Genomic DNA, 22141 nt, shown 5'->3' with positions numbered 1-22141 from the left:
CTAAATATAAATATTAATTTGTGTATTAAATAATGCTGGTCCTTTGCAGTTCCCCGTTTATATCAATTTGTTTTCCTTACACCTTCCGCTGCATGCAGTAACGGAAACCCTGGGCATGTTTACCGGCTTCCGCTATTTTTTATACCTGCGCAAGCAGCAGGGCGACCAGGTGGAGAATAATAACCGCCTCTGGGCCATTATAGGCGCTATTTTCGGCGCTTTGCTGGGAAGCCGGTTGTTAGGTGCGCTGGAGAATCCTCCGGGCCTGTACCAGGCCGGTAACCTGTTGCTTTACATTTATCAGAATAAAACTATTGTAGGAGGATTGCTCGGCGGCCTGGCAGGAGTGGAGCTGATCAAAAAAGCGGTAGGAGAGCGGCATTCTACCGGCGACCTTTTTGTGTATCCGCTGATACTGGCCATGATCATAGGCCGTATAGGCTGCTTTACCATGGGCATTTATGAAGAAACCTACGGTCTGCCCACCTCATTGCCATGGGGCCTTGACCTGGGCGACGGTATCTCCCGGCATCCTGTATCTCTCTACGAAATTATTTTTCTGATATTATTATGGCAGATGCTGAGAGCTGCCGGCCGGCGCTATCCCCTGGTAAACGGCGCGCGGTTTAAACTTTTCATGATCAGCTACCTGCTGTTCCGTTTCGGGCTCGATTTTATCAAGCCCGGATACCGTTTTGCTTTCGGCCTGGGATCCATACAGCTGGCCTGTTTGGCAGGGTTGCTTTATTATTCACCGGTGATCATTTTCCCATCACGACTAACACAAAAACAATATGCCTGAAAAAAATTATACCTATTATGATTTTACCCTCAGTATCTGCAGTACCTGTTTGCGTCGTGTAGATGCCAAGGTGATATTTGAAGATGAAAAGGTTTTCATGGTAAAACATTGCCCGCATCACGGAAAGGAGAAAGTGCTGATAGCCACTGATATTAATTATTATAAGAATACCCGTAACTATAACAAACCATCTGAAGCCCCGCTTAAAACCAATACCAGCACGTATTATGGCTGCCCATATGATTGTGGCCTCTGTAAGGATCATGAGCAGCATTCCTGCCTGAGTGTAATTGAGGTAACAGATCGCTGTAACCTTACCTGTCCTACCTGTTATGCAATGTCATCGCCACATTACGGCCGGCACCGCACCCTGGAAGAAATAGAACAGATGCTGGATATCATCGTGGAAAATGAAGGACAGCCGGATGTGGTGCAGCTCAGTGGGGGAGAGCCTACTATCCACCCACAGTTCTTTGAAATATTGGATATCGCCAAACGTAAGCCTATAAGGCATCTTATGATCAATACCAACGGTGTGCGCATAGCAAAGGACAAAGAGTTCACCGCACGCCTGGCTACCTATATGCCGGATTTTGAAGTATATCTTCAGTTCGACAGCTTTAAGCCGGAGGCGCTGGAACGCATGCGGGGAAAGGATCTTACGGATGTCCGGAAACAGGCGCTGGAAAATCTCAATGAAGTGAATCTCAGTACTACACTGGTGGTTACACTGCAACGCGGGGTGAATGAAGATGAAATAGGAGCCATCATCGATTATGCCCTGAAGCAGCCCTGCGTTCGCGGTGTTACCTTTCAACCGGTACAGGTGGCTGGCCGTACTGATGGCTTTGACCCCGCTACCGACCGTATTACGCTAACAGAAGTAAGACAGCGCATCCTCGAACAATCGCCGGTCTGGAATGATCATGACATTATTCCCGTTCCCTGTAACCCAGACGCCCTGGCTATGGCCTATGCGCTCAAAATTGACGGTCAGGTGTACCCGCTTACCCGCTATGTAGACCCGGCCATACTACTGAACAACTCAAAAAATACTATCGTATATGAGCAGGATGAAAGACTGCATCAGCACATCCTGAAAATATTCAGTACCGGTATCTCTACTGATGCCGCTGTTAATGATATGCAGTCGCTGCTTTGCTGCCTGCCGCAGGTACAGGCTCCCGGCCTCGACTATACGAACCTGTTCCGCATCGTGATCATGCGCTTCCTGGACGCATACGATTTTGATGTACGGGCTATCAAGAAATCCTGTGTCCATATTGTTCATAAAGATGGCCGTATCATCCCGTTTGAAACCATGAACCTGTTTTACCGTGATGATAAGGAAACATATTTGAAGCAACTCCAGGAAGAACGGACATTTATTCCCATTATTTAAACGATGATGTATGAATGAGTTTTTCAAAAACGTACTTTTATTTACACTTATCCCCCTGGCCATTTTACTGTTGATGTGCATGAGTGATGAAGGCATTGTGATAGCGGGGATCCTGGCCCTCGTACTGGTGGGTGGTTATTTTATAGTTGGCCTCATCCTGATCATTGCAAATAAAAATCAGATTGGGAAGGCGATGTTGCTTTCTTCAGGGATTATTTTGCTGATCGGGTTATCTATGTGCGGGATTGCTTTAAGCGGGATAAGTGTTATCAGGTAAGATACCTACATGAAGAATATTTTAAATCATGCGGTGCTGGCATCGCTGCTTCCACAAGGATCTAACATTACCGGCTATCTCCATCGGGTAAAAAAAAGGGGGGTGTCATTTTTTGACACCCCCCTTTTCTATAAAATTCAGTGATCCTTATATCACTACATTGATCATTTTCCCTTTTACGATGATCACCTTTTTAGGCGCTTTACCTTCCAGCCATTTCTGTACTATCTCACTGGCAAGAACTTCCTTTTCAATGTCCGGTATAGCAGCATCCAGGGGGAAGCCCATTTCAGAGCGGGTTTTACCGTTGATGGCAATCGGATAATTGAAGGCGCTTTCTTTGATATACTGCTCTTCAAATACCGGGTAAAGTGCATTCAGGATGCTTTCATTATTGCCTATGTACTGCCACAGTTCCTCGCACAGGTGAGGCGCATATGGGGTAAGCAGGATCAGCAAAGGTTCCAGGATGCTCCGTTTGTGACAACGCAGTGTGGCGAGCTCATTTACACAGATCATAAACTGGCTTACTGCTGTATTATAGGAGAAGCTGGCAGTATCATGATCTATTTTCTGGATGGTTTTGTGGAGTATTTTCAGCTCTTCCGGTGTAGCAGGTTGCTCATTAACAAGGATACCTTTCTGCTCGTCGGCAAACAAGCGCCACAGTTTTTTCAGGAAGCGGTGAACGCCTTCAATACCTTTAGTATCCCAGGGTTTGGATTGTTCTACCGGCCCCAGGAACATTTCGTACATGCGGAAAGTATCAGCGCCGTATTTTTCTACCAGGTCATTTGGATTAACGGTATTGAATAAACGTTTGCTCATCTTTTCCAGCTGTACGCCGCAGATGTATTTGCCATCCTCCAGTATGAATGTTGCATCTGCAAAGTCCGGCTTCCATTTTTTGAATGCTTCTGTATCCAGTTCCACCCCATCTACAATATTTACATCCACGTGCAGCTCATCTGTTTCATACTGGTCTTTCAAACCGTGCGATACATATTGATGCGTTCCGCGAACACGATATACCAGCCGGGAACTGCCACCAATCATACCCTGGTTGATCAGCGATTTAAACGGCTCATCAAAACCAATATGTCCCAGGTCGTACAATGCCTTGGTCCACATACGGGAATAGAGCAGGTGCCCCACAGCGTGTTCGGTGCCGCCTACGTACACATCTACCTGGTTCCAGTAATCGGTGGCTTTACGGTCTGCAAAGGTTTTATCATTGTGCGGATCCATATAGCGCAGGAAATACCAGCTGCTGCCGGCATAACCGGGCATGGTGTTGGTTTCGCGTTTTACGCCGGGGGCGATGTTTACCCAGTCGGTGATATTGGCCAGGGGACCTTCACCTTCTTCCCCGGGTTTATAGTTTTCCACGTGTGGTAATTCCAGTGGAAGGTCTTTTTCGTCCATGGCATATGGAACCCCGTCTTTATAAACGATTGGGAAGGGCTCTCCCCAGTAGCGCTGGCGGCTGAAGCCGGCGTCGCGCATTTTATAGTTGATCTGGCGTTTGCCGATACCCAGTTCTTCCAGTTTGGTGATCACCACATCCATAGCGGGTTTCATGTCCATGCCATTGAGGAAGCCGCTGTTCTGCAGTTTGGCTTCTTTGGTAGGATTAGCTTCCTGCCCGTTGAAGGCGTCGCCAATGATATTGGTGATGGGAATATTGAAATGCCGGGCAAAGCCATAGTCGCGCTGATCACCGCAGGGCACTGCCATAATAGCCCCGGTGCCGTAACCGGCCAGCACATATTCCGCTATCCACACAGGTATTTCACGGCCATCGAACGGGTTGATGGCGTAGGCGCCGGTAAAGCAGCCGGTGATTTGTTTTACATCGGCCATACGTTCCCGTTCGGAACGGCTTTGCACATATTCCAGGTATTTGTCGATCTCTGCTTTTTGTTCCGGGGTAGTGATCCGCGTTACAAGGTCATGCTCAGGCGCCAGTACCATGAAGTCCACGCCAAAAATGGTATCAGGGCGGGTAGTGTATACTTCTACGTGTTCGGTTGAGTTTTTCAGGGCGAACTTAATTTCGGCGCCCTGGCTCTTGCCGATCCAGTTACGTTGCATTTCTTTCATGGCATCGCTGAAGGCCACTGTTTCCAGTCCTTCCAGCAGACGGTTGGCATATTCGGTGATACGGAGGAACCACTGGCTCATTTTCTTCTTTACCACGGGGTACCCGCCGCGCTCACTTACGCCATTTACTACTTCGTCGTTGGCAAGCACAGTGCCCAGTGCGGCGCACCAGTTTACTTCCGCATGCGCCAGGTAGGCCAGGCGGTATTGCATCAGTATATCGCGCTGTTCTTTCTCGCTATAGCCTTTCCAGTTAGCCGCAGTGAATTGTATGCTCCGGTCGCCGGGGCAGATATGGCCGGCATTGCCTTCTTTCTCAAAAATAGCTACCAGGGAAGCAATAGGCTCCGCTTTCTTTGTGCTGCGGTTGTACCAGCTTTCAAAGATCTGCAGGAAAATCCACTGTGTCCACTTATAATAGGAAGGATCGCTGGTGGTTACCTGCCGGTCCCAGTCGTAACAAAAGCCAATATTATCCAGTTGTTCACGGAACGCTTTGATATTCTGTTCGGTGGTCACTGCAGGATGCTGACCTGTTTCAAGGGCATATTGCTCCGTAGGCAAACCAAAAGCATCGTATCCCATTGCGTGGAGTACGTTAAAGCCTTTTAGTCTTTTATAGCGGGAATAGATATCCGTTGCAATGTATCCCAGCGGATGACCCACGTGTAAGCCGGCCCCGGAAGGATAGGGGAACATGTCTAGTACATAACATTTCGGCTTTGGACTGTCATTGCTCACCCGGTAAGCATGCGATTGCTCCCATTGTTGCTGCCATTTTTTTTCGATTGCCCTGAAATTGTATTCCATATCGGTTGTAGATGAACCTTAATTGTCCGGATATAAACAATACGTCCGGTCATTAAGGCGTTATCAGTTATAATTTAAAAAGTTGTACAATGCCTGTTCAGCAAAATAATGTTAAATTCATTAATACTCCAATGTCATTCCCTAACATCTCTCTATATTGCTGTTCTATTGCCCGGAAAGACTGTATTACCTGACCGGGTTGGCAAAATTAAACACATAACTACTAATTTTTATTATTTTCGCCGATAAACTGCAGATTAATGGCGCAATCCGGGAAATCATCAGCAAAGAAGTCGAAACCATCCTACCTGTACTCCATCATTGGTGTAGCACTGGTATTGTTTTTACTGGGCACACTGGGTCTGGTGGTAATACATGCTAATAAGCTGAGTGTGTATTTTAAGGAAAGCATAGAGATACAGGTAATCCTCCGGGACAACGTAAAAGAAGCACAGGCCATAGCCCTGCGCGATTCCATGTCGCACAAGCCATATATTAAGTCCATTGAGTATGTGTCTAAAGACATGGCAGCACAGCGGTTCAGGAAGGATTTCGGGGAAGATTTTATTACCCTCCTGCAATATAACCCGCTGTACAGCAGTATCAATATAAAGGCTAACGCCAATTATGTGAACAACGACAGCCTGAAGATCATTGAAAATAAGCTCTCACAGCAAAGCATTGTACGGGAAATATCCTATCAGCGCATGCTGGTGAGCAAACTGAATGAAAATGTAAATAGGATAGGATTAATTATCCTGATCATCAGCGGGTTGCTTTGCCTGGTGGTGATATTCCTGATAGATAATACCATTCGCCTGGCCATGTTCAGTAACCGCTTCCTGATCAAAACCATGCAGATGGTGGGGGCCACCCGCTGGTTTATCGCCAAACCGTTCGATCTGCGGAGTATTGCCAATGGCGCCATTGCCGCAGTAATAGCTATCGCCGGCCTGATAGGCATTATGTCCGTAGCCGATAAGCTGTTGCCCGAACTGGCAGGATTGCGTGATAACCTGATGATAGCGCTCCTTTTCGTAGGCATGATCCTGATAGGGATCAGTATTTCACTGGTGAGCACACACCGCTCGGTAATGAAGTACCTGCGCCTTAAACTGGACGATCTGTATTAATTTTAAAATCTTTAATGAAGATATAATACCAAACACTATGGCTAAAACAGCTTTAAATAAGGAGGCAGAAAACGCGTTGGCCGATAGCCGCCCTATTTTTCCAAAAGAAAACTACAAATTCATGCTGGCCGGTATTGTGGTGATCATCCTGGGCTTCCTTCTTATGATGGGAGGCGATTCCAGTGATCCTAACAGCTTCAAACCGGAACAGGTATATAGCTTCCGCAGAATCACCCTGGCCCCCATTGTTATTGTGCTGGGCCTGGTGATAGAAGTGTATGCTATTATGCACCGCCCAAAACCAAAGGCATAATTGCTTCTATAAAAGTATTTTAACAGCGATGATCCCTCATCGCTTTTTTTTTAACTTTTAACCATATTAAATTCGATGAATGTTTTTCAGGCTATCATTATTGCCATCGTGGAAGGTTTAACGGAATTTCTGCCGGTTTCCTCCACCGGGCATATGATCATTGTGAGCGCGCTGCTGGGTATTGGTAAAGATGAGTTCACCAAGCTATTTGAAGTTGTGATCCAGCTGGGTGCCATCCTGGCGGTGGTGGTATTTTATTGGAGAAAATTCCTGGTTTTTGATAAAAATCGCTTCAGCTTTTACCTGAAGCTGGCCATAGCCGTGATCCCCGCGTTAATCCTCGGCTTCCTGTTCAGCAAAAAGATCGATGCCATGCTGGAAAGCCCGCTTACAGTAGGTATTACACTGCTGGTAGGTGGTATTATCCTCCTGTTTGTAGACAACTGGTTTAAAGAGCCTACGATTCTCACAGAAGAAAAAATAGATATTTTCACCGCCTTACGTATTGGACTTTACCAGTGCCTGGCGCTTATTCCCGGTACCAGCCGCAGTGCAGCCTCCATTATTGGCGGTATGCAGCAAAATCTGTCCCGTAATGTATCCGCCGAGTTCTCTTTTTTCCTGGCAGTGCCCACCATGGCTGCTGCAACCGGCTATAAACTGCTGAAGGGGAAGGAGTTATTAACTGCGCACCCGGAAAACCTCAAGTTGCTGCTGATTGGTAATATCGTGGCATTTATTGTAGCCCTGGGCGCTATCAAATTCTTTATAGGCGCTGTAAAGAAGTACGGATTCAAAATGTGGGGCTATTACCGCATTGTGGTGGGCATTATCATAATAGCGGCCATACTGCTGGGCTACCAGCTCGAAGTATAACGCGCGGATTTTGTCTGACTCAGGATTTTGATGATTTATTTATTTAACAGTTAAGGGAGATACAAGCACATATCAGCTTATATTTCCCTTAATTATTTAAAAAAAAATAAATCATTAAAATCCTGAGTCAGACAAAATCCGCGTTAACCTTTTACCGCCAGCAACAACTCAAGATCAGTATATTTCAGTTTGAACTTCTCGCTGAGATGGTAGTTGGTAAGTGCTCCTTTGTACAGATAAATGCCATTGCGTACGCCCCGCTTGATCCATACCAGGTTTTCAAACCCGCCGTCATCGGCCGCTTCCACCAGTAGAGGCATCAGCACGTTGCTGATGGCTTCAGAAGCGGTACGGGCAAACCCCGAAGGAATGTTGGGTACGCAATAATGCACCACATCATACTTTTTGAATACGGGGTTTTCATGGGTGGTGATCTCAGAGGTTTCAAAACAGCCACCCCGGTCAATGCTCACGTCTACGATCACGGAGCCCGCTTTCATATTGCTCACCATCGATTCACTGACCACCACAGGTGTGCGGCCGCTTTGCGATGATAGCGCTCCTACGGCCACATCGGCATTGCGAAGCTGCTCTGCCAGCACTTTTGGCTGGATAACAGAGGTGAATACACGTACCCCGATGTTATTCTGCAGCCTTTTCAGCTTGTAAATATTATTATCAAATACTTTTACGGAAGATCCCAGGGCAAGCGCAGTACGGGCTGCAAACTCACCCACGATGCCGGCGCCTATGATCACTACTTTAGTAGGCGGGATACCGGTAACACCGCCCAGGAGTATCCCTTTCCCTTTGTTATCGTTGCTCAGGTATTGTCCGGCAATCAGCATACAGGCCCCTCCTGCTATTTCGCTCATGGCCCTTACAATAGGGTAGGTGCCTGCATCATCTTTCAGGTTCTCGAAAGAGAGCAGCGTGATGCGTTTATCCATCATTTTCTGCACCTGTGGCGCTTTCAGCGCAGCCAGGTGAATAGGGGAAATAACGATCTGGTGCGGGTGCAGCAGTTCTATCTCCTCATCGTTCAGCGGTGCGGATTTCACGATGATCTCCGCTTTAAAGACCTCTTTTTTGTCGTATACGATTTCTGCCCCGGCTTCTGAATAGTCGGTATCGTAATAATGGGAGCCGTCCCCGGCTTTATGCTCAACTACTATATGATGTCCGTGTGCCGCTAGAATGCTGACTGCATCGGGCGTAAGGGCAATCCGGTTTTCCTGGAAGGATGTTTCTTTCGGGATACCTATAAACAAACGGGAATTTTTCTGCGGAATATCCAGCGTTTCTTCCAGTGGTGAATAGGTAAACCCGGCACTTACTACAGGTTTTTGCCTCTGCTCCATATGCGTGTTCAGTTTTTTTAAATCGAAGTATTCAAAGATACATCATTTGGAAGATGAAGCGATTTCACGCAGAACCCTTTTTTGATCCGGCTGAACTTCCAGCCGCAGGTGAACGGTATCCGGGGGGAGCATATGGGCTACTAAATCGGGCCATTCTATAAAGCAGATAGCGTCCTGGTAAAGGGTGTCTTCCACGCCGGCGCTGATGGCGTCGGCTTCGTCCCGCAGCCGGTACAGGTCCAGATGGAAGATCCTGCGGGGTTTTCCCTGGGTATCCGTATAGGCATATTCATTAATGATCGAAAAAGTAGGGCTCGCAGTAGCGTCCTGCACGCCTTTGGCGGCGCATAAAGCCTTTACCAGGGTGGTTTTCCCTGCCCCCATTGGGCCGTCAAGCGTGAAAACCTGTTTATCAGCGAATTGATCCCAGAACTGCCGGGCGGTTTCCGGTAATTGATCCAGTGTAAATGTCCATTCCATCCCCAAAAATAAGGAGAAAGCAATAGATCCTCACCTGATTCTGCAAAAGTTGCAGCACTGCGTCAAAAATAGGCTAAAGCCCTTGTCCAGCCTGTTTCCGGGTGCTTCCCCTGTAGTTCTGCCGCTTCGTTGCATTAATATTTTATCTGCCTATTTCATCTGCTGCTAACTTTGTAAAAAACGGAGAGATGTCAGATGATAGCCATTAATTGCAAGGTAGAAGGAATGCATTGCACCAGTTGTGCCCTGGGCGTTTCCAAATACCTGGAGAAAAAAGGGATGCAGGACGTTAATGTCAGCTTTGCCACCGAAGAAGTGAGCTTCACCGCACCGGAAGGCGCTAACTCAACGGAAATTCTCAACGGGATCACCCAAATGGGATACCGTGTAGTAATGCCGGAAGATAAACCCACAGAAAAGAAGATATACTCTACACTTACATTCAAATTTATTTTTTGTTTCATATTTACATTGCCCCTGCTGCTGCATATGTGGGTTAGCTGGTCCTGGTTACATGAGCCATGGGTACAGTTTGGTCTTACGCTGCCTGTATACCTGGTGGGAATGTGGCACTTCGGTCGCAGTGCGATACGCTCCATCATTAACCGTATGGCCAATATGGACGTGCTGGTGTCGCTGGGAGCAACGGCTGCTTTTGTTTACAGCTTTGTAGGCACCTTGGTGTATGGCAACCCGGATTATATGTTTTATGAAACTGCAGCGGCTATTATTACGCTGGTATTCCTGGGCAATCTGCTGGAAGAAAGATCCGTGAAACAGACCACCACCGCTATTGCCGAGCTGGCCCGCATGCAGATCACCACTGCCCGGCTTATCGACACCAGCCATGGTCATGAGCACATTCGTGAAGTAGATAACCGTACCCTGCGTACAGGCGATTGCGTATTGGTGAATACCGGTGATAAAATACCTATGGATGGTACTATCTACTGGGGCAGCGGCCATGCCAACGAATCCATGATCACCGGTGAAAGCGCACCCGTGGGCAAAAAAGAAAAAGATAAAGTAATAGGTGGCACCATACTGGAAGACGGGACCATCAAAGTATATATTACTGCCACCGGTAAGGACACGGTGCTGTCGTACATCATTGAGCTGGTAAAGCAGGCGCAATCCGACAAACCACCCATGCAGAAACTGGCCGACCGTATCAGCGCCATATTTGTTCCCCTGGTATTAGGCATCGCCCTGGTTACCTTCCTGGGCTGGTATTTTATAGGGCATACCACCCTGGCCACCGCCATGATGCGCAGTGTAGCCGTACTGGTTATTTCATGTCCCTGTGCTATGGGATTGGCCACACCGGCCGCTGTAATGGTAGGACTGGGCCGCGCTGCCCGCAATGGGATCCTCATCAAAGGAGGGCATACCCTGGAAATGTTTAAAGACATCCGGCAGGTTGTATTCGATAAAACAGGTACACTCACCACAGGAAAGCTTCAGCTGGGAGAATACCGCTTCTTTGATATGCCGGAGGAAGACTTTAAACAGGTGGTATACAGCCTGGAAAAATATTCTTCACATCCTATTGCGCGGTCTATAGCGGCGATCTGGAAATCTGCCGGGGAAGTGCCGTTGCAGCAGGTCCGGGAACACAAGGGCCTGGGTATGCGCGCCAGCGATAAGGCTGGTAATGAATGGCAGTTAGGTTCTTTCCGCATGGCGGGTGGAGTTACGCAAGATGATAGCCATAACCTGTACCTCATAAAGAACGGGCAACTGGCGGGATGGATCGATTTTACCGATGAAATCAGGCCGGAAGCCGCCCAGGTGATCACACAACTACAGCAATCCGGCATTAAGGCCGTTCTGCTGAGTGGCGATACTACCCGCAAATGCAGCGAACTGGCTGCCAAACTGGGTATCACGGAAGTATATGCGGAGCAGTCGCCGGAACAAAAGCTACAGCAAATAGACGCGCTCATGAAAGTCGCACCTACCGCTATGGTGGGCGATGGTATCAATGATGCGCCAGCACTGGCAAAGGCCACCATCGGTATCTCTCTCAGTGATGCCACCCAGGTAGCCATGCAAAGCGCCAACGTAGTACTGCTCAATAATAACCTTGGCTCCCTGCCACTGGCACTGGGACTTGGCAAACATACTTATCTCACTATCAAACAGAATCTTTTCTGGGCATTTATTTACAACGTAGTGGCGATACCGGTAGCGGCCCTCGGTTTCCTGAACCCTATTGTGGGCGCGGGCGTTATGGCTATTTCAGACGTGGTGCTGGCCATAAACTCCATTAGGCTGCGCTATAAAAAAGTGACCGGCGCGAAGGTTGTCTGACTCAGGATTATGATGATTTCGCTGATTACTTTGATTTTTTTTTATAAATGCTACCACTAAATTACCATCAGGGCAATAAGCGGCAAAACCAATCCGCCGTTTTTGCCGTTTTTTGCCAAACTATTTACAAAGCGCTTTTACGCCTCAAACAGGGCTAAGTGCATGCACTAAGCATTGAAAGTGCATCAGTAGTTCGTGTTGACCGTATGAAGAGTATATGAAGATTGTATGAGGACTGTATAGTGAGTACTACATATAGACGACACCCAAGTATCTGAGAAGTATGCGACAGGTATGCAGGAAGTATCTGTACTCCCAATCAATTACCACTGTTTCGCAAATCTCCCGGCCCTGTTATGCAGAGCATTATCCCTCCGTGATCCCTGATATACTAACACTAAAATCAGGTAATCACCTAAATCATCATAATCCTGAGTCAGACAAAATCCACGCTAATCGCGTATCTTCGTATTAACCATTAAATTTTTATTTGAGTACGCCCGTAGCCATATTACAGCAATATTGGGGATACGAACAGTTTCGCCCCTTACAGGAAGATATCGTGAACGCTGTACTGGAAGGACAGGATACACTGGCTTTGCTTCCCACCGGCGGTGGCAAGTCCATTTGTTTCCAGGTGCCGGCCATGATAAAGCCCGGGCTATGCCTGGTGATCACTCCTCTCATTGCGCTGATGAAAGACCAGGTGGCTAATCTCAAAAAAAGAGGGATCACCGCCTATGCTGTATATTCCGGAATGCCCTTCCAGGAAGTGGAAAGAGTCCTGGAAGCCGCCCGTCGTGGAGGATGCAAGTTCCTGTACGTATCTCCCGAGCGACTGCAAAGCAAACTTTTTCAAACCTATTGTGATGGGCTCCCGGTAAATTTGCTGGCTGTTGATGAAGCGCATTGTATCTCGCAGTGGGGATACGATTTCCGCCCGGCATACCTGCAGATAGCAGATATCCGTAGCTTTTTTCCCGATGCACCGGTGCTGGCGCTTACCGCTTCAGCCACCCCACGGGTACAGGCAGATATCTGCGAGAAACTACTGATGAAAGATGCCAGGGTTTTTACCAAAAGCTTTGCCAGGTCTAATCTTTCATACAGCGTACTGGAAGAACCCACTAAAATTGATAAGGTAAAACATATACTGGACCGCGTGCCCGGTTGTGGCATTGTTTATTGCCGTAACCGCAAACGTACCAAAGAAATTGCGTCGCTGCTGGAGCTACAGGGTATTCCTGCCAGTTATTACCATGCCGGTTTGCCACAGGCTGAAAGAGCCGCCAGACAGGAAGCCTGGATCAATAATGAAACACGCATCATGGTTTGTACCAACGCCTTCGGTATGGGCATCGATAAACCCGATGTGCGCATTGTAGTGCATTACGATATGCCCGACGGGCTGGAGGCCTATTACCAGGAGGCCGGCCGCGCGGGCAGGGATGAACAGAAAGCATATGCGGTGCTGTTATACAATGAAGAGGAGCTTGCCGAAATGCATGAGCGGATTGCATTGCAGTTTCCTACACTGGAACAGGTCAGGGAAGTATACCAGGGCATTGTTAATTACCTGCAGGTGCCCGTTGGCAGCGCAGAAGGTTTGTACTTCGATTTTGATATCAACGATTTTGCCCGCACTTTTCACCTTAATCTCACCATGGCATACAGCGCTGTGCGCCTGCTGGAACAGGAAGGCGTGCTGCAACTCAGTGAAAGCGTATTCCTCCCGTCTCGTGCAGAATTCGTTACCAATAAGGAGTCTCTTTATGAATTTGAAAATGCTTACCCCGCCCTGGAGGAAATCATTAAAACACTGTTACGCACTTACGAAGGGATTTTCGATAATGCAGTACCCGTTTACGAGCGGCAAATAGGCCGTATTATGCTTACGGAAGATGATGAGATCGCGGCCCAGCTACAGCAACTGCACCAATATGGCATAATAAATTATCAGCCCCGCCGCGATGAACCGCAGCTGTGCTTCCTGCAGGAACGGGTATCTGCACAAAACTTGCGTATCAATATGGCAAGGGTGGAAGTGCGTAAAAAAGTGTATGCCGACCGGCTGGAAGCGATGTTTACGTATGCCCGTAACCGTGATATATGCCGCACACAGCAACTGGTGGCTTACTTTGGGGAAAAAGATGCTGCACCTTGCGGCGTTTGTGATGTTTGTTTGAAAAAGAAATCACAACCAATAGATGCCGCCGGATTTAAACGTATATCCGACCATGTTATTACAGTGCTGAAAGAGCAACCACTGCTGTTTAATATGCTGCAAAATAAACTGCCTGATGTAAAAAGAAGCGACCTGATGGAAGTATTGCAATTCCTCAACGAAGAAGGGCTGGTAGTACGGGACGACGCCGGACGGCTCTCCTGCCCATAAGCGGATTTTGTCTGACTCAGGATTACGCTGATTATACTGATTAATTTGATTTTATTTTTCTTGATTTTACCGGATTAATAAAAAATTCGGGAAGATAAAAGCAGATATTCGCTCCCATCTCCCCGAATCCTTTAAAATCAGACATGATCAATCAAATTAATCAGTATAATCAGCGTAATCCTGAGTCAGACAAAATCCGCGTCAGACAAAATCTGCGTTAAAGATCGATCACCTTGCCTTCTTTGCTGCTTTCAAAAGCAGCTTCAATTACTTTGATCACTTTAATGGCATCCTGCGCAGGTACCGGGTTAGGGGCTTTATTTACCAATGCTTCGTAAATGCCCTGGTAATAATCCATGTAGTTGCCATGGCCACCGGGAATATACTTCTTTACCACTTCGCCATTAATTTCTGTATGAAGCAGGCCCCATTCATGTGGTTGTTCTGCCCCCCAATCCGGACTGTCGGGGAATAAGCCTCTCTGCAGCTGTGCTTCCTGGATATCGGATTTTGTTTTGATAAAGGAACCGATACGGCCATGCAGCTGGTAAGCCGGCAGGGCTTCACGCACCAGGTAGTTGCATTTTACGCGGGCCCGCAGGTTATCGTAGTAAAGTACCAGTTCAAAGTAGTCATCCACAACAGAGTCGCGGCGGATGATGCGGATATCAGCCCATACCCGTTTAGGCATGCCAAACAGGGTAATGGCCTGGTCGATGAGGTGAGAGCCCAGGTCGTACAGGGCGCCGGTACCGGGGCCTCCTACTTCTTTATGCTTTTTGTAGCTCAGCTCTTCCTTGAAACGGTCGTAGTGTATTTCTGCTTCCAGTACATCGCCCAGCTGACCGGACTGCAATACCTGTTTTACAACTTTATAGTCGCTGTCGTAGCGGCGGTTGTGGTAAACACTGAGCAGCAGGCCTTTTTCAGCGGCCAATGCGGCTAATATTTCCCCCTCTCCGGCGTGGACGGTAAAGGGCTTTTCCACGATCACATTCTTTCCTGCCTCCAGTGCGGCTTTTACAAAATCGAAGTGTGTGTAGTTGGGTGTATTTACCACAATCAGTTCCAGGTCTTTGTCGGCCAGCATATCTTCCACGCTCGTATATACTTTAACGTTAGGATAGCGCTGACGTGCCAGGTTTTTACTTCTTTCTACTACTGCTGTAAATTCAAATCCAGGGTTCACATGCAGGAAAGGGGCATGAAATATCTGTCCAGACATGCCGTACGAGCATACGCCCGTTTTAATAATTCTACTCATACTCTTAAATATATTGATGTAAGCAGACAGCGAATTGCTGTCGTTGCGTAATTAAAACCAGCTTTTACTTTTACTGCTTTTTCCGCCGAGGCCCAATGCGCCCAGGAGACTGCGGGTGATAATACTGGCGGCAGTGCGGCCCACCTGCCGGGCTACAGAGCTGTCCATTACCTGTTCCAATACGCCTTTTTCCTGTTTTTGTTTGCCGGAAGATTTAGGTGCTGCTTCAGTGGCAGCGGTCTTTTCGGCTGCTTCCTGCAACTTGGCGGTAAGGATCTCATAAGCGCTCTGGCTGTCAATTTCTTCGCCGTATTTTTTTACCAGCTTGGAGTTATTTACCAGCCCGTCAATTTCTGCGGTTGTCAGCACATCCATGCGTGACCTGGGCGATACCAGCATGGTGGCGGCCAGGGGGGTAGGAACACCCTTTTCATTTAAACAGGTGATGAGCGCTTCACCAATGCCTATCTGGGTAAGTAGTTCATCTGTTTTATAGAAGTCGGACAGCGGGTAGTTTTCCGCAGTTTGCTTGATGGTTTTCCGGTCGTTGGCAGTAAAGGCGCGCAGGGCGTGTTGTACTTTGAGACCCAGTTGTCCCAGTACAGAAGGAGGTACATCCATCGGGTTTTGGGTACAAAAGAAAATACCCACACCTTTTGAACGGATCAGTTTAATAATAGTGTCTATCTGTTTTAACAGGGCATCGCTGGCCTCATTGAAAATAAGATGGGCTTCATCAATGAACATTACCAGCTTGGGCTTATCCAGGTCGCCTTCTTCAGGAAGAGTGGCGTACAGTTCTGCCAGCAGGCTGAGCATGAAGGTAGAAAAGAGTTTCGGCCGGTCCTGTATATCGCTTACACGCAATATGGATATGATACCACGGCCATCGTCGCTGATACGCATCAGGTCATCTACCTCAAAAGATTTCTCTCCAAAAAAAAGCGCGGCGCCCTGTTGTTCCAGTTCAATCACCTTACGCAACACTGTGCTGGTGGAGGTAGTAGATATCTTCCCGTAATCTTTTTCCAGGTCTGCTTTACCTTCATCACCTGCAAACTGCAATACTTTTTTAAAGTCTTTCAGATCGAGTAAGGGCAGTTTATTATCATCGCAATACTTGAAAAGCATGGCTACCAGCCCAGCCTGCGTATCGTTCAGCTCCAGTATCTTCGACAGGAGGATAGGTCCGAATTCGCTAACAGTGGCGCGTAAGCGTACGCCCTTTTCCTGGCTGAGCGATAACAGCTCAGAAGGGTAGGCTGCGGCGCTCCAGGTACCGCCTATTTTCTGGTAACGTTCCGCAATCTTGGGATTGTCGGTACCTGCAGCAGCGATACCACTGAGATCTCCTTTAATGTCCATCAATAACACCGGTACACTGGCATCGCTAAGCCCTTCAGCGATCACCTGCAATGTTTTTGTTTTACCTGTACCGGTAGCGCCGGCAATTAATCCATGACGGTTAAGCGTTTTAAGCGGCAGGAAAACATCCGCGCCGGTTACTACTTCACCGTTCAGCATGGCACAACCCAGCTTGAAATGCTCGCCTTTAAAAGTATAGCCGCTTTTGATATATTCCAGAAATGCATCCTGATTGGCCATGACGTAATTTTTTTTATGAAGATAATAAAAAGAACAAGCGGTTGAGCTTCAAATTATTATCAGGCATTATGTACTGTTTATCGATCATTAATTATTGATAATCGATAAATTTATTTTGAATTTCGATAAAGTAGAAATACCTTTGAAGTAATAAACAGGGCGTAACATGAAAATCAGTAAGTATCTTCTCCCGTTGAAAATCGTGCTGCTCGTTTCTGTATTGATCAGTGTTTATATCACGATCTTTAATGGTGTTGCTTTTTTTCAGTCAGGATTTAATCCTGATACGCCGGGCCTGAAAGCAGCAGTGCTTCAGAATACTATACTTGGATTACTTTACCTGTTAATGACCTTTTACCTGTTCCGGCTGCTGATTGGCGCGGGGAGTGAAGATATTATCTCCCGGAAAAATCTGAGTGCAGTAAAGGGGATCTTACTTGTTTTGTCGGGGCTGTTGCTCACCAAAATTGTTTTTGCATGGATAGCAGCAGATAATGTGAAGGTGTACAACAACCGGCTTTATTTCAGATTGCTGAGTGTACTGGGAGCCAGCTGGGAGCTGCTGATGGCTTTCATGGTGATCCTGGCGCTGGCCATCGTTTTCGAAAGAGCGGTAAGCCTCAAGGAAGAACAGGCGCTCACCATTTAATGACCTAAACTGTAATATACAATGGGGATAATTGTCAATCTGGACGTGATGCTGGCCAAAAGAAAGATGTCACTGACAGAGCTGAGTGTACAGGTGGGCATTACGATGGCAAATCTCAGTATACTAAAAAGCGGCAAAGCGAAAGCGATCCGTTTTTCCACACTGGAAGAGATTTGCAGGGTACTGCAATGCCAGCCGGGCGATATATTGGAATACAAGGAATAGAGTGCTTTTTCATACATGATAGACAAAAAAAATCTGCTATTCGTTAGCAGATTTTTTTTATTTAATAAGATGAATAAGATGTTTTACAGGTCTTCTTCTCTTTCCAGCATTAAAATAGCAGCCTGCGGTACGATATAATAGGTTTCCTCCTCGTATACCACCGCTGTGGAACCACTGAGCAGGAAAATAGCCAGGTCGCCTTCTTTCACCTGTAATGGAATATATTTTACTTTTTCTTCTTCCGGTTTCCAGGCTTCGTCATTGTCGGCCGGTACCGGTATAACATATCCCGGCCCTGTTTTAATCACATATCCGCGTTGAACCTTTTCCTTTTCCTGTACTCCGGGGGGTAGGTATAACCCGCTGCTGGTACGCTCGTGGGGAGTAGCTGGCTTTATCAGCACACGGTCGCCCACAACGATCAGTTTTTTCAATTTATTATCTGTTGTTATATGTATAGCCATACATTGTTGCTATCAAATATAATGCAGCAGCAAAAAAAATGACAGTCTGACAGGGATCTAAATACTGCTGAGTGAAAAAGTTTCACCTGCCCGGATACCTTTTTCAGTTTGTTGCAGCACACAGCATTCATTTACCGGGTCGTGCTCCAGGTAAAGGATAAATTCCTTGTCAGCAGCTTCCTGCAGGAAGCTTTTCTTTTCCTGCAATGTTTTCAGTGGAAACATGTCATATGCCATTACATATGGCAATGGAATATGACCGGTGGAAGGTAACAGGTCGGCCATGTATACAATAGTTTTACCCTTGTAGCTGATCTGTGGCAGCATCATGGCATCGGTATGCCCGTTGGCAAAGCGGATCGAAACATGTTCGGTAAAATTCACGCCTTCAAGATGATCAATAAATTTCAGCTGACCGCTTTCTTGTATGGGCAGTATATTTTCTTTCAGGAAAGAGGCCTTTTCACGGTCGTTAGGCTGTGTGGCCCATTTCCAGTGGTCCTCATTGCTCCAGTAGGTAGCATTTTTAAATGCGGGAACCAGCCGTTCGCCCTGGCGGATAATGCTGCCGCCACAATGATCAAAGTGAAGATGGGTCAGGAACATATCGGTGATATCATCACGGTGGAAACCATGTGCTGCCAGTGATTTATCAAGGGTGGCGTCGCCATGCAGATAATAATGGCTGAAGAACTTTGCGTCCTGTTTGTTGCCAATGCCATTATCTACCAGGATGAGGCGGTTGTCGTCTTCAATGAGCAGGCAACGCATGGCCCAGGTACATAGATTGTTTTCATCTGCAGGATTCAGTTTATTCCAGATAGTTTTGGGCACTACGCCAAACATGGCGCCGCCATCCAGTTTAAAGAATCCTGTTTCAATGGTGTATAATTTCATTATCCTTAAGTTTTACCGTAGTTGCTTTTTGAAAGGTACTTAATTCAGGCCAGCTGTTTTTGCTTGCGCAGGGCGGAAATGATCCAGATCAGCCCGATCACAAAAAATACCACCAGCGCCAGTACGGAATTACGCATGTCTTCGGTGATATCATCTATATAAGCAAATGAAAACATACCAATTACAATCGACAGCTTTTCGGTAACGTCGTAGTAACTGAAGAAGGAAGTGGTATCTTCTGTTTCCGGCATCAGCTTGGCATACGTAGAACGGCTGAGCGATTGTATGCCTCCCATTACCAGCCCTACCGCAGTGGCCAGCAAATAAAAATGCATGGCTGTTTGCATTTTGTAACCGGCAATGCAGATGCCTATCCAGAATATAACAACGGCAATCAATACACGTAAATTGCCAAAGCGTGCAGAAAGCCTGGCCATGCTCCATGCGCCGGCAATGGCCACTATCTGGATAATCACTACGGTAACGATCAGCATTTCATCCGGCAGTTTCAATACTTTACCGCCAAAGATGGTGGCTGCCATCATTACAGTTTGCACGCCCATACTATAAAAGAAAAATCCACGGAGAAACCTTTTCAGTACCGGCAATTGTTTTACCTGGGCATATACTTTCCTTAGTTCTCTAAAACCTTCCGTAAATGCGCTGCCGCCGTGCTGTGGGTTGGTAGCAATGCTTTTGGGCAGGCGGGCAAAAGTGATTTGTGCAAAACCAAACCACCAGATACCTACCAGCAGGAAGGTAAGCTGTACCGGCTGGCTTTTACCCAGTCCCAGTTTAGGTCCCATTACTACCAGGCCAAACCCCAGCAACTGTAAAATCACACTGCCTACATATCCTAAACTGTAGCCGCGGGCACTGATACGGTCCCTGTCTTCCGGAGCGGCGATTTCCGGCAGGTACGAATTATAAAATACAAGGCCGCCGCAATAGCCGATGGTAGAGAGGATAAAACATATCACGCCCAGCAGCAGATGGTCGCCATCAAAAAAATAGAGCGCGCTGCAGGAGAGCGAGCCCAGTATAGTAAAGAAGCGCAGAAAATTCTTTTTATTGCCCCTGGTATCCGCAATAGACGACAGGATAGGAGAGGCGAAGGCCACCAACAGGTAGGCGGCAGCCATGGAGTAATTGTACAATGCGGAGTTTACAAAGTTCATTCCGAGGAAGGAAACATGTTCGCCTGTAACTGCTAAGAAATAGATAGGGAAAAAAGTAGTGGTGATAACGAGGTTGTACACGGAGTTAGCCCAATCGTACATGGCCCAGCCATTAATCACTTTCTTACTGGCAGTCTTCATATAGCTTTTAGCTTTTCACGAAGATAATATTCCCGTTGATTTTATCTTTATTTATAATCCATGATATGGATATGTTCGCGGCACATAAAGTATTCCTGTTCATCGTTGGAGCTTACAATAATAAGGCGGTTGCCTCCATAATCATTGATGAGCTGCTGGTATACGGAGATGCCTGCAGCATCAAGATTGGTACAGGGCTCGTCGAGCAGGAGAACAGGAACATCTGAGAGTATAGCCAGGGCCAGCTTGATACGCTGTTTCATCCCGGAAGAAAAATTGCGGAGTTGTTTATTGGCGGCTTTTTCCAGTCCAACCAGCTGCATGGCCATGGCCGGTGTGATACCGGGCAGGAAATTTTTGAACTGTTGATGAAATTGGATGATCTCTGTAAGAGTGAACTCTTCAACGAGCTCAAGATATGGAGCTGCAATGGCACAATACCGGAAAAACGCATCTGGAGCGATGGGTTTTTCCGGCGTGCTGTAGGTAACGGTGCCTTCATTATGTTGAATGGCGCCGCTGATCACCTGTAATAAAGTGGATTTCCCTGAACCATTGGGACCCAGTATGGCATAGCGTTGTCCTTCACTAAAGGTGAGGGTTACCCGACGGAAGATCCAGTCGTAGTTAAAACGCTTACCTGCCTGGTTAAGAGATATCGTCATTGGTTCTGGAAGTATAGCCTCTCATGATACCACGTCCTGATTCACGGATGAACGACAGGATCTCATCTCTTTCATCGGTGGCAGGAAATTCTGCTTCGATGATATTCACGGCTTTTGATAATTTATAACCTTTTACAAAGATAACGCGGTAAATGTCCAGGATAGAGTTGATCTTTTCAAGAGAAAAACCTCTTCTCTTCAGTCCTACGGAATTTACGCCCACATAGGAAAGTGGTTCACGTGCTGCTTTTACGAAAGGAGGTACATCTTTACGCACCATGGAACCACCGGTTACAAATGCGTGATCGCCTACTTTACAAAACTGTTGGATGGCCACCATGCCGGCCAGCACTACGTGGTCGCCCACAGTAATATGCCCGGCGAGGGTGGTATTATTTGAAAATACGCAGTAGTTACCTACTTCGCAATCGTGTGCAATGTGGCTGTATGCCATGATCAGGCAGTTATTCCCGATTTTGGTTTTCCATTTGTCTTTAGTACCGCGGTTAATCGTCACATATTCACGGATAGTGGTGTTGTCGCCGATTTCAACGGTAGTTTCTTCACCCGCAAATTTCAAATCCTGGGGGATGGCAGAAATAACAGCGCCCGGAAAAATACGGCAGTTTTTGCCGATACGGGCTCCTTCCATAATGGTTACGTTGGAACCTATCCAGGTACCATCACCGATTTCTACGTTTTTATGTATAACGGTAAATGGATCAATTTTTACATTAGGCGCAACTTTGGCGTCCGGATGTATGTATGTAAGCGGGTGGATCATGCTA

General features: G+C 47.0%; 20 protein-coding genes. 10 read left to right on the top strand and 10 right to left on the bottom strand.

Translation table 11 applies throughout. From position 1 onward, the window contains the following. The first annotated feature begins 43 nt into the window (after positions 1 to 43). Genes ABIE50_RS00550 through ABIE50_RS00540 form a run of 3 tightly spaced genes read left to right on the top strand, consistent with a single transcriptional unit; the run spans position 44 to position 2481 of the window. A complete protein-coding gene (locus ABIE50_RS00550) occupies positions 44 to 802 on the top strand; it encodes a prolipoprotein diacylglyceryl transferase (RefSeq protein WP_209856927.1) in 759 nt (252 codons plus the stop codon). Next, the gene (locus ABIE50_RS00545; RefSeq protein ID WP_209856929.1) at positions 795 to 2204 is read left to right on the top strand and encodes a radical SAM protein; all 1410 of its coding nucleotides are present in this window, start codon (positions 795 to 797) and stop codon (positions 2202 to 2204) included. Before ABIE50_RS00550 ends, ABIE50_RS00545 begins: the two co-directional genes overlap by 8 nt. Positions 2205 to 2214: 10 nt before the next feature. Beyond that, positions 2215 to 2481: a hypothetical protein gene (locus ABIE50_RS00540; protein ID WP_209856932.1), complete on the top strand. Its 267-nt coding sequence runs from the start codon at positions 2215 to 2217 to the stop codon at positions 2479 to 2481. Positions 2482 to 2628: 147 nt separating this feature from the next. On the opposite strand, the gene leuS is transcribed toward ABIE50_RS00540, so the two are convergent. Further along, the gene (gene leuS, locus ABIE50_RS00535; protein ID WP_209856934.1) at positions 2629 to 5394 is read right to left on the bottom strand and encodes a leucine--tRNA ligase; all 2766 of its coding nucleotides are present in this window, start codon (positions 5392 to 5394) and stop codon (positions 2629 to 2631) included. A 260-nt stretch (positions 5395 to 5654) separates the two neighbouring features. On the opposite strand from leuS, the gene ABIE50_RS00530 reads away from it, so the two are divergent. From ABIE50_RS00530 to ABIE50_RS00520, 3 genes are all read left to right on the top strand, one after another. Further along, positions 5655 to 6527: a cell division protein FtsX gene (locus tag ABIE50_RS00530; protein ID WP_209856937.1), complete on the top strand. Its 873-nt coding sequence runs from the start codon at positions 5655 to 5657 to the stop codon at positions 6525 to 6527. 37 nt (positions 6528 to 6564) lie between these two features. Further along, complete coding sequence (locus ABIE50_RS00525; protein WP_209856939.1) at positions 6565 to 6840, top strand: DUF3098 domain-containing protein; 276 nt, start codon at positions 6565 to 6567, stop codon at positions 6838 to 6840. A 75-nt stretch (positions 6841 to 6915) separates the two neighbouring features. Continuing rightward, positions 6916 to 7716: an undecaprenyl-diphosphate phosphatase gene (locus ABIE50_RS00520; RefSeq protein ID WP_209856941.1), complete on the top strand. Its 801-nt coding sequence runs from the start codon at positions 6916 to 6918 to the stop codon at positions 7714 to 7716. Between the two features lie 143 nt (positions 7717 to 7859). Here the strand turns inward: ABIE50_RS00520 and ABIE50_RS00515 are convergent, their stop codons facing one another. Together ABIE50_RS00515 and tsaE are read right to left on the bottom strand one after the other, a co-directional pair. Further along, positions 7860 to 9077 carry an alanine dehydrogenase gene (locus tag ABIE50_RS00515; RefSeq protein ID WP_142685673.1) on the bottom strand — a complete coding sequence of 406 codons (1218 nt, stop codon included), beginning with the start codon at positions 9075 to 9077 and terminating at the stop codon, positions 7860 to 7862. 42 nt (positions 9078 to 9119) lie between these two features. Continuing rightward, positions 9120 to 9557, bottom strand: coding sequence for a tRNA (adenosine(37)-N6)-threonylcarbamoyltransferase complex ATPase subunit type 1 TsaE (gene tsaE / locus ABIE50_RS00510; RefSeq protein WP_209856949.1), 438 nt, complete (start codon positions 9555 to 9557; stop codon positions 9120 to 9122). 195 nt (positions 9558 to 9752) lie between these two features. Here tsaE and ABIE50_RS00505 point away from each other — a divergent pair, with 195 nt between their 5' ends. Further along, positions 9753 to 11870 carry a heavy metal translocating P-type ATPase gene (locus ABIE50_RS00505; protein ID WP_209856951.1) on the top strand — a complete coding sequence of 706 codons (2118 nt, stop codon included), beginning with the start codon at positions 9753 to 9755 and terminating at the stop codon, positions 11868 to 11870. A 490-nt stretch (positions 11871 to 12360) separates the two neighbouring features. Beyond that, positions 12361 to 14265, top strand: coding sequence for a RecQ family ATP-dependent DNA helicase (locus ABIE50_RS00500; protein WP_209856953.1), 1905 nt, complete (start codon positions 12361 to 12363; stop codon positions 14263 to 14265). 217 nt (positions 14266 to 14482) lie between these two features. On the opposite strand, the gene ABIE50_RS00495 is transcribed toward ABIE50_RS00500, so the two are convergent. Next, the gene (locus tag ABIE50_RS00495; RefSeq protein ID WP_209856955.1) at positions 14483 to 15529 is read right to left on the bottom strand and encodes a Gfo/Idh/MocA family oxidoreductase; all 1047 of its coding nucleotides are present in this window, start codon (positions 15527 to 15529) and stop codon (positions 14483 to 14485) included. Positions 15530 to 15580: 51 nt separating this feature from the next. Beyond that, positions 15581 to 17134 (bottom strand): helicase HerA-like domain-containing protein, encoded by a 1554-nt coding sequence (locus ABIE50_RS00490; protein WP_209856962.1) that lies wholly within the window; start codon positions 17132 to 17134, stop codon positions 15581 to 15583. Between the two features lie 166 nt (positions 17135 to 17300). Here ABIE50_RS00490 and ABIE50_RS00485 point away from each other — a divergent pair, with 166 nt between their 5' ends. Next, positions 17301 to 17783 (top strand): DUF2975 domain-containing protein, encoded by a 483-nt coding sequence (locus tag ABIE50_RS00485; RefSeq protein ID WP_209856964.1) that lies wholly within the window; start codon positions 17301 to 17303, stop codon positions 17781 to 17783. A 21-nt stretch (positions 17784 to 17804) separates the two neighbouring features. Further along, the gene (locus ABIE50_RS00480) at positions 17805 to 18008 is read left to right on the top strand and encodes a helix-turn-helix domain-containing protein (RefSeq protein WP_142685680.1); all 204 of its coding nucleotides are present in this window, start codon (positions 17805 to 17807) and stop codon (positions 18006 to 18008) included. An 83-nt stretch (positions 18009 to 18091) separates the two neighbouring features. On the opposite strand, the gene ABIE50_RS00475 is transcribed toward ABIE50_RS00480, so the two are convergent. From ABIE50_RS00475 to lpxA, 5 genes are read right to left on the bottom strand one after another with little or no spacing between them, the layout of a single operon-like run. Continuing rightward, the gene (locus ABIE50_RS00475) at positions 18092 to 18472 is read right to left on the bottom strand and encodes a co-chaperone GroES (RefSeq protein WP_260607463.1); all 381 of its coding nucleotides are present in this window, start codon (positions 18470 to 18472) and stop codon (positions 18092 to 18094) included. 57 nt (positions 18473 to 18529) lie between these two features. Next, on the bottom strand, positions 18530 to 19369 hold the full coding sequence (locus ABIE50_RS00470) for an MBL fold metallo-hydrolase (protein WP_209856966.1): 840 nt from the start codon (positions 19367 to 19369) through the stop codon (positions 18530 to 18532). Positions 19370 to 19413: 44 nt separating this feature from the next. Then, on the bottom strand, positions 19414 to 20688 hold the full coding sequence (locus tag ABIE50_RS00465; protein WP_209856969.1) for an MFS transporter: 1275 nt from the start codon (positions 20686 to 20688) through the stop codon (positions 19414 to 19416). A 47-nt stretch (positions 20689 to 20735) separates the two neighbouring features. Continuing rightward, on the bottom strand, positions 20736 to 21353 hold the full coding sequence (locus tag ABIE50_RS00460) for an ABC transporter ATP-binding protein (RefSeq protein ID WP_209856971.1): 618 nt from the start codon (positions 21351 to 21353) through the stop codon (positions 20736 to 20738). Continuing rightward, the gene (lpxA, locus tag ABIE50_RS00455; protein ID WP_079473565.1) at positions 21337 to 22137 is read right to left on the bottom strand and encodes an acyl-ACP--UDP-N-acetylglucosamine O-acyltransferase; all 801 of its coding nucleotides are present in this window, start codon (positions 22135 to 22137) and stop codon (positions 21337 to 21339) included. The genes ABIE50_RS00460 and lpxA overlap by 17 nt, the downstream gene beginning before the upstream one ends. Positions 22138 to 22141 lie beyond the last annotated feature (4 nt).

This window comes from Chitinophaga sp. OAE865 (genome assembly GCF_040546735.1).
Lineage (GTDB): Bacteria > Bacteroidota > Bacteroidia > Chitinophagales > Chitinophagaceae > Chitinophaga > Chitinophaga polysaccharea_A.
Note: the sequence above shows the minus strand (reverse complement) of the source record. Positions and strands in the feature narration are given on the sequence as shown.

Bases quoted from the DNA above. Each gene is read 5' to 3' on its own strand.
- ABIE50_RS00495 (WP_209856955.1), bottom strand. From the start codon at position 15,529: ATGAGTAGAATTATTAAAACGGGCGTATGCTCGTACGGCATGTCTGGA.
- ABIE50_RS00480 (WP_142685680.1), top strand. From the start codon at position 17,805: ATGGGGATAATTGTCAATCTGGACGTGATGCTGGCCAAAAGAAAGATG.
- ABIE50_RS00540 (WP_209856932.1), top strand. From the start codon at position 2,215: ATGAATGAGTTTTTCAAAAACGTACTTTTATTTACACTTATCCCCCTG.
- ABIE50_RS00490 (WP_209856962.1), bottom strand. From the start codon at position 17,134: ATGGCCAATCAGGATGCATTTCTGGAATATATCAAAAGCGGCTATACT.
- ABIE50_RS00475 (WP_260607463.1), bottom strand. From the start codon at position 18,472: ATGGCTATACATATAACAACAGATAATAAATTGAAAAAACTGATCGTT.
- ABIE50_RS00525 (WP_209856939.1), top strand. From the start codon at position 6,565: ATGGCTAAAACAGCTTTAAATAAGGAGGCAGAAAACGCGTTGGCCGAT.
- ABIE50_RS00470 (WP_209856966.1), bottom strand. From the start codon at position 19,369: ATGAAATTATACACCATTGAAACAGGATTCTTTAAACTGGATGGCGGC.
- ABIE50_RS00505 (WP_209856951.1), top strand. From the start codon at position 9,753: ATGATAGCCATTAATTGCAAGGTAGAAGGAATGCATTGCACCAGTTGT.
- ABIE50_RS00515 (WP_142685673.1), bottom strand. From the start codon at position 9,077: ATGGAGCAGAGGCAAAAACCTGTAGTAAGTGCCGGGTTTACCTATTCA.
- tsaE (WP_209856949.1), bottom strand. From the start codon at position 9,557: ATGGAATGGACATTTACACTGGATCAATTACCGGAAACCGCCCGGCAG.
- ABIE50_RS00460 (WP_209856971.1), bottom strand. From the start codon at position 21,353: ATGACGATATCTCTTAACCAGGCAGGTAAGCGTTTTAACTACGACTGG.
- ABIE50_RS00465 (WP_209856969.1), bottom strand. From the start codon at position 20,688: ATGAAGACTGCCAGTAAGAAAGTGATTAATGGCTGGGCCATGTACGAT.
- ABIE50_RS00485 (WP_209856964.1), top strand. From the start codon at position 17,301: ATGAAAATCAGTAAGTATCTTCTCCCGTTGAAAATCGTGCTGCTCGTT.
- leuS (WP_209856934.1), bottom strand. From the start codon at position 5,394: ATGGAATACAATTTCAGGGCAATCGAAAAAAAATGGCAGCAACAATGG.
- ABIE50_RS00520 (WP_209856941.1), top strand. From the start codon at position 6,916: ATGAATGTTTTTCAGGCTATCATTATTGCCATCGTGGAAGGTTTAACG.
- ABIE50_RS00545 (WP_209856929.1), top strand. From the start codon at position 795: ATGCCTGAAAAAAATTATACCTATTATGATTTTACCCTCAGTATCTGC.
- ABIE50_RS00530 (WP_209856937.1), top strand. From the start codon at position 5,655: ATGGCGCAATCCGGGAAATCATCAGCAAAGAAGTCGAAACCATCCTAC.
- lpxA (WP_079473565.1), bottom strand. From the start codon at position 22,137: ATGATCCACCCGCTTACATACATACATCCGGACGCCAAAGTTGCGCCT.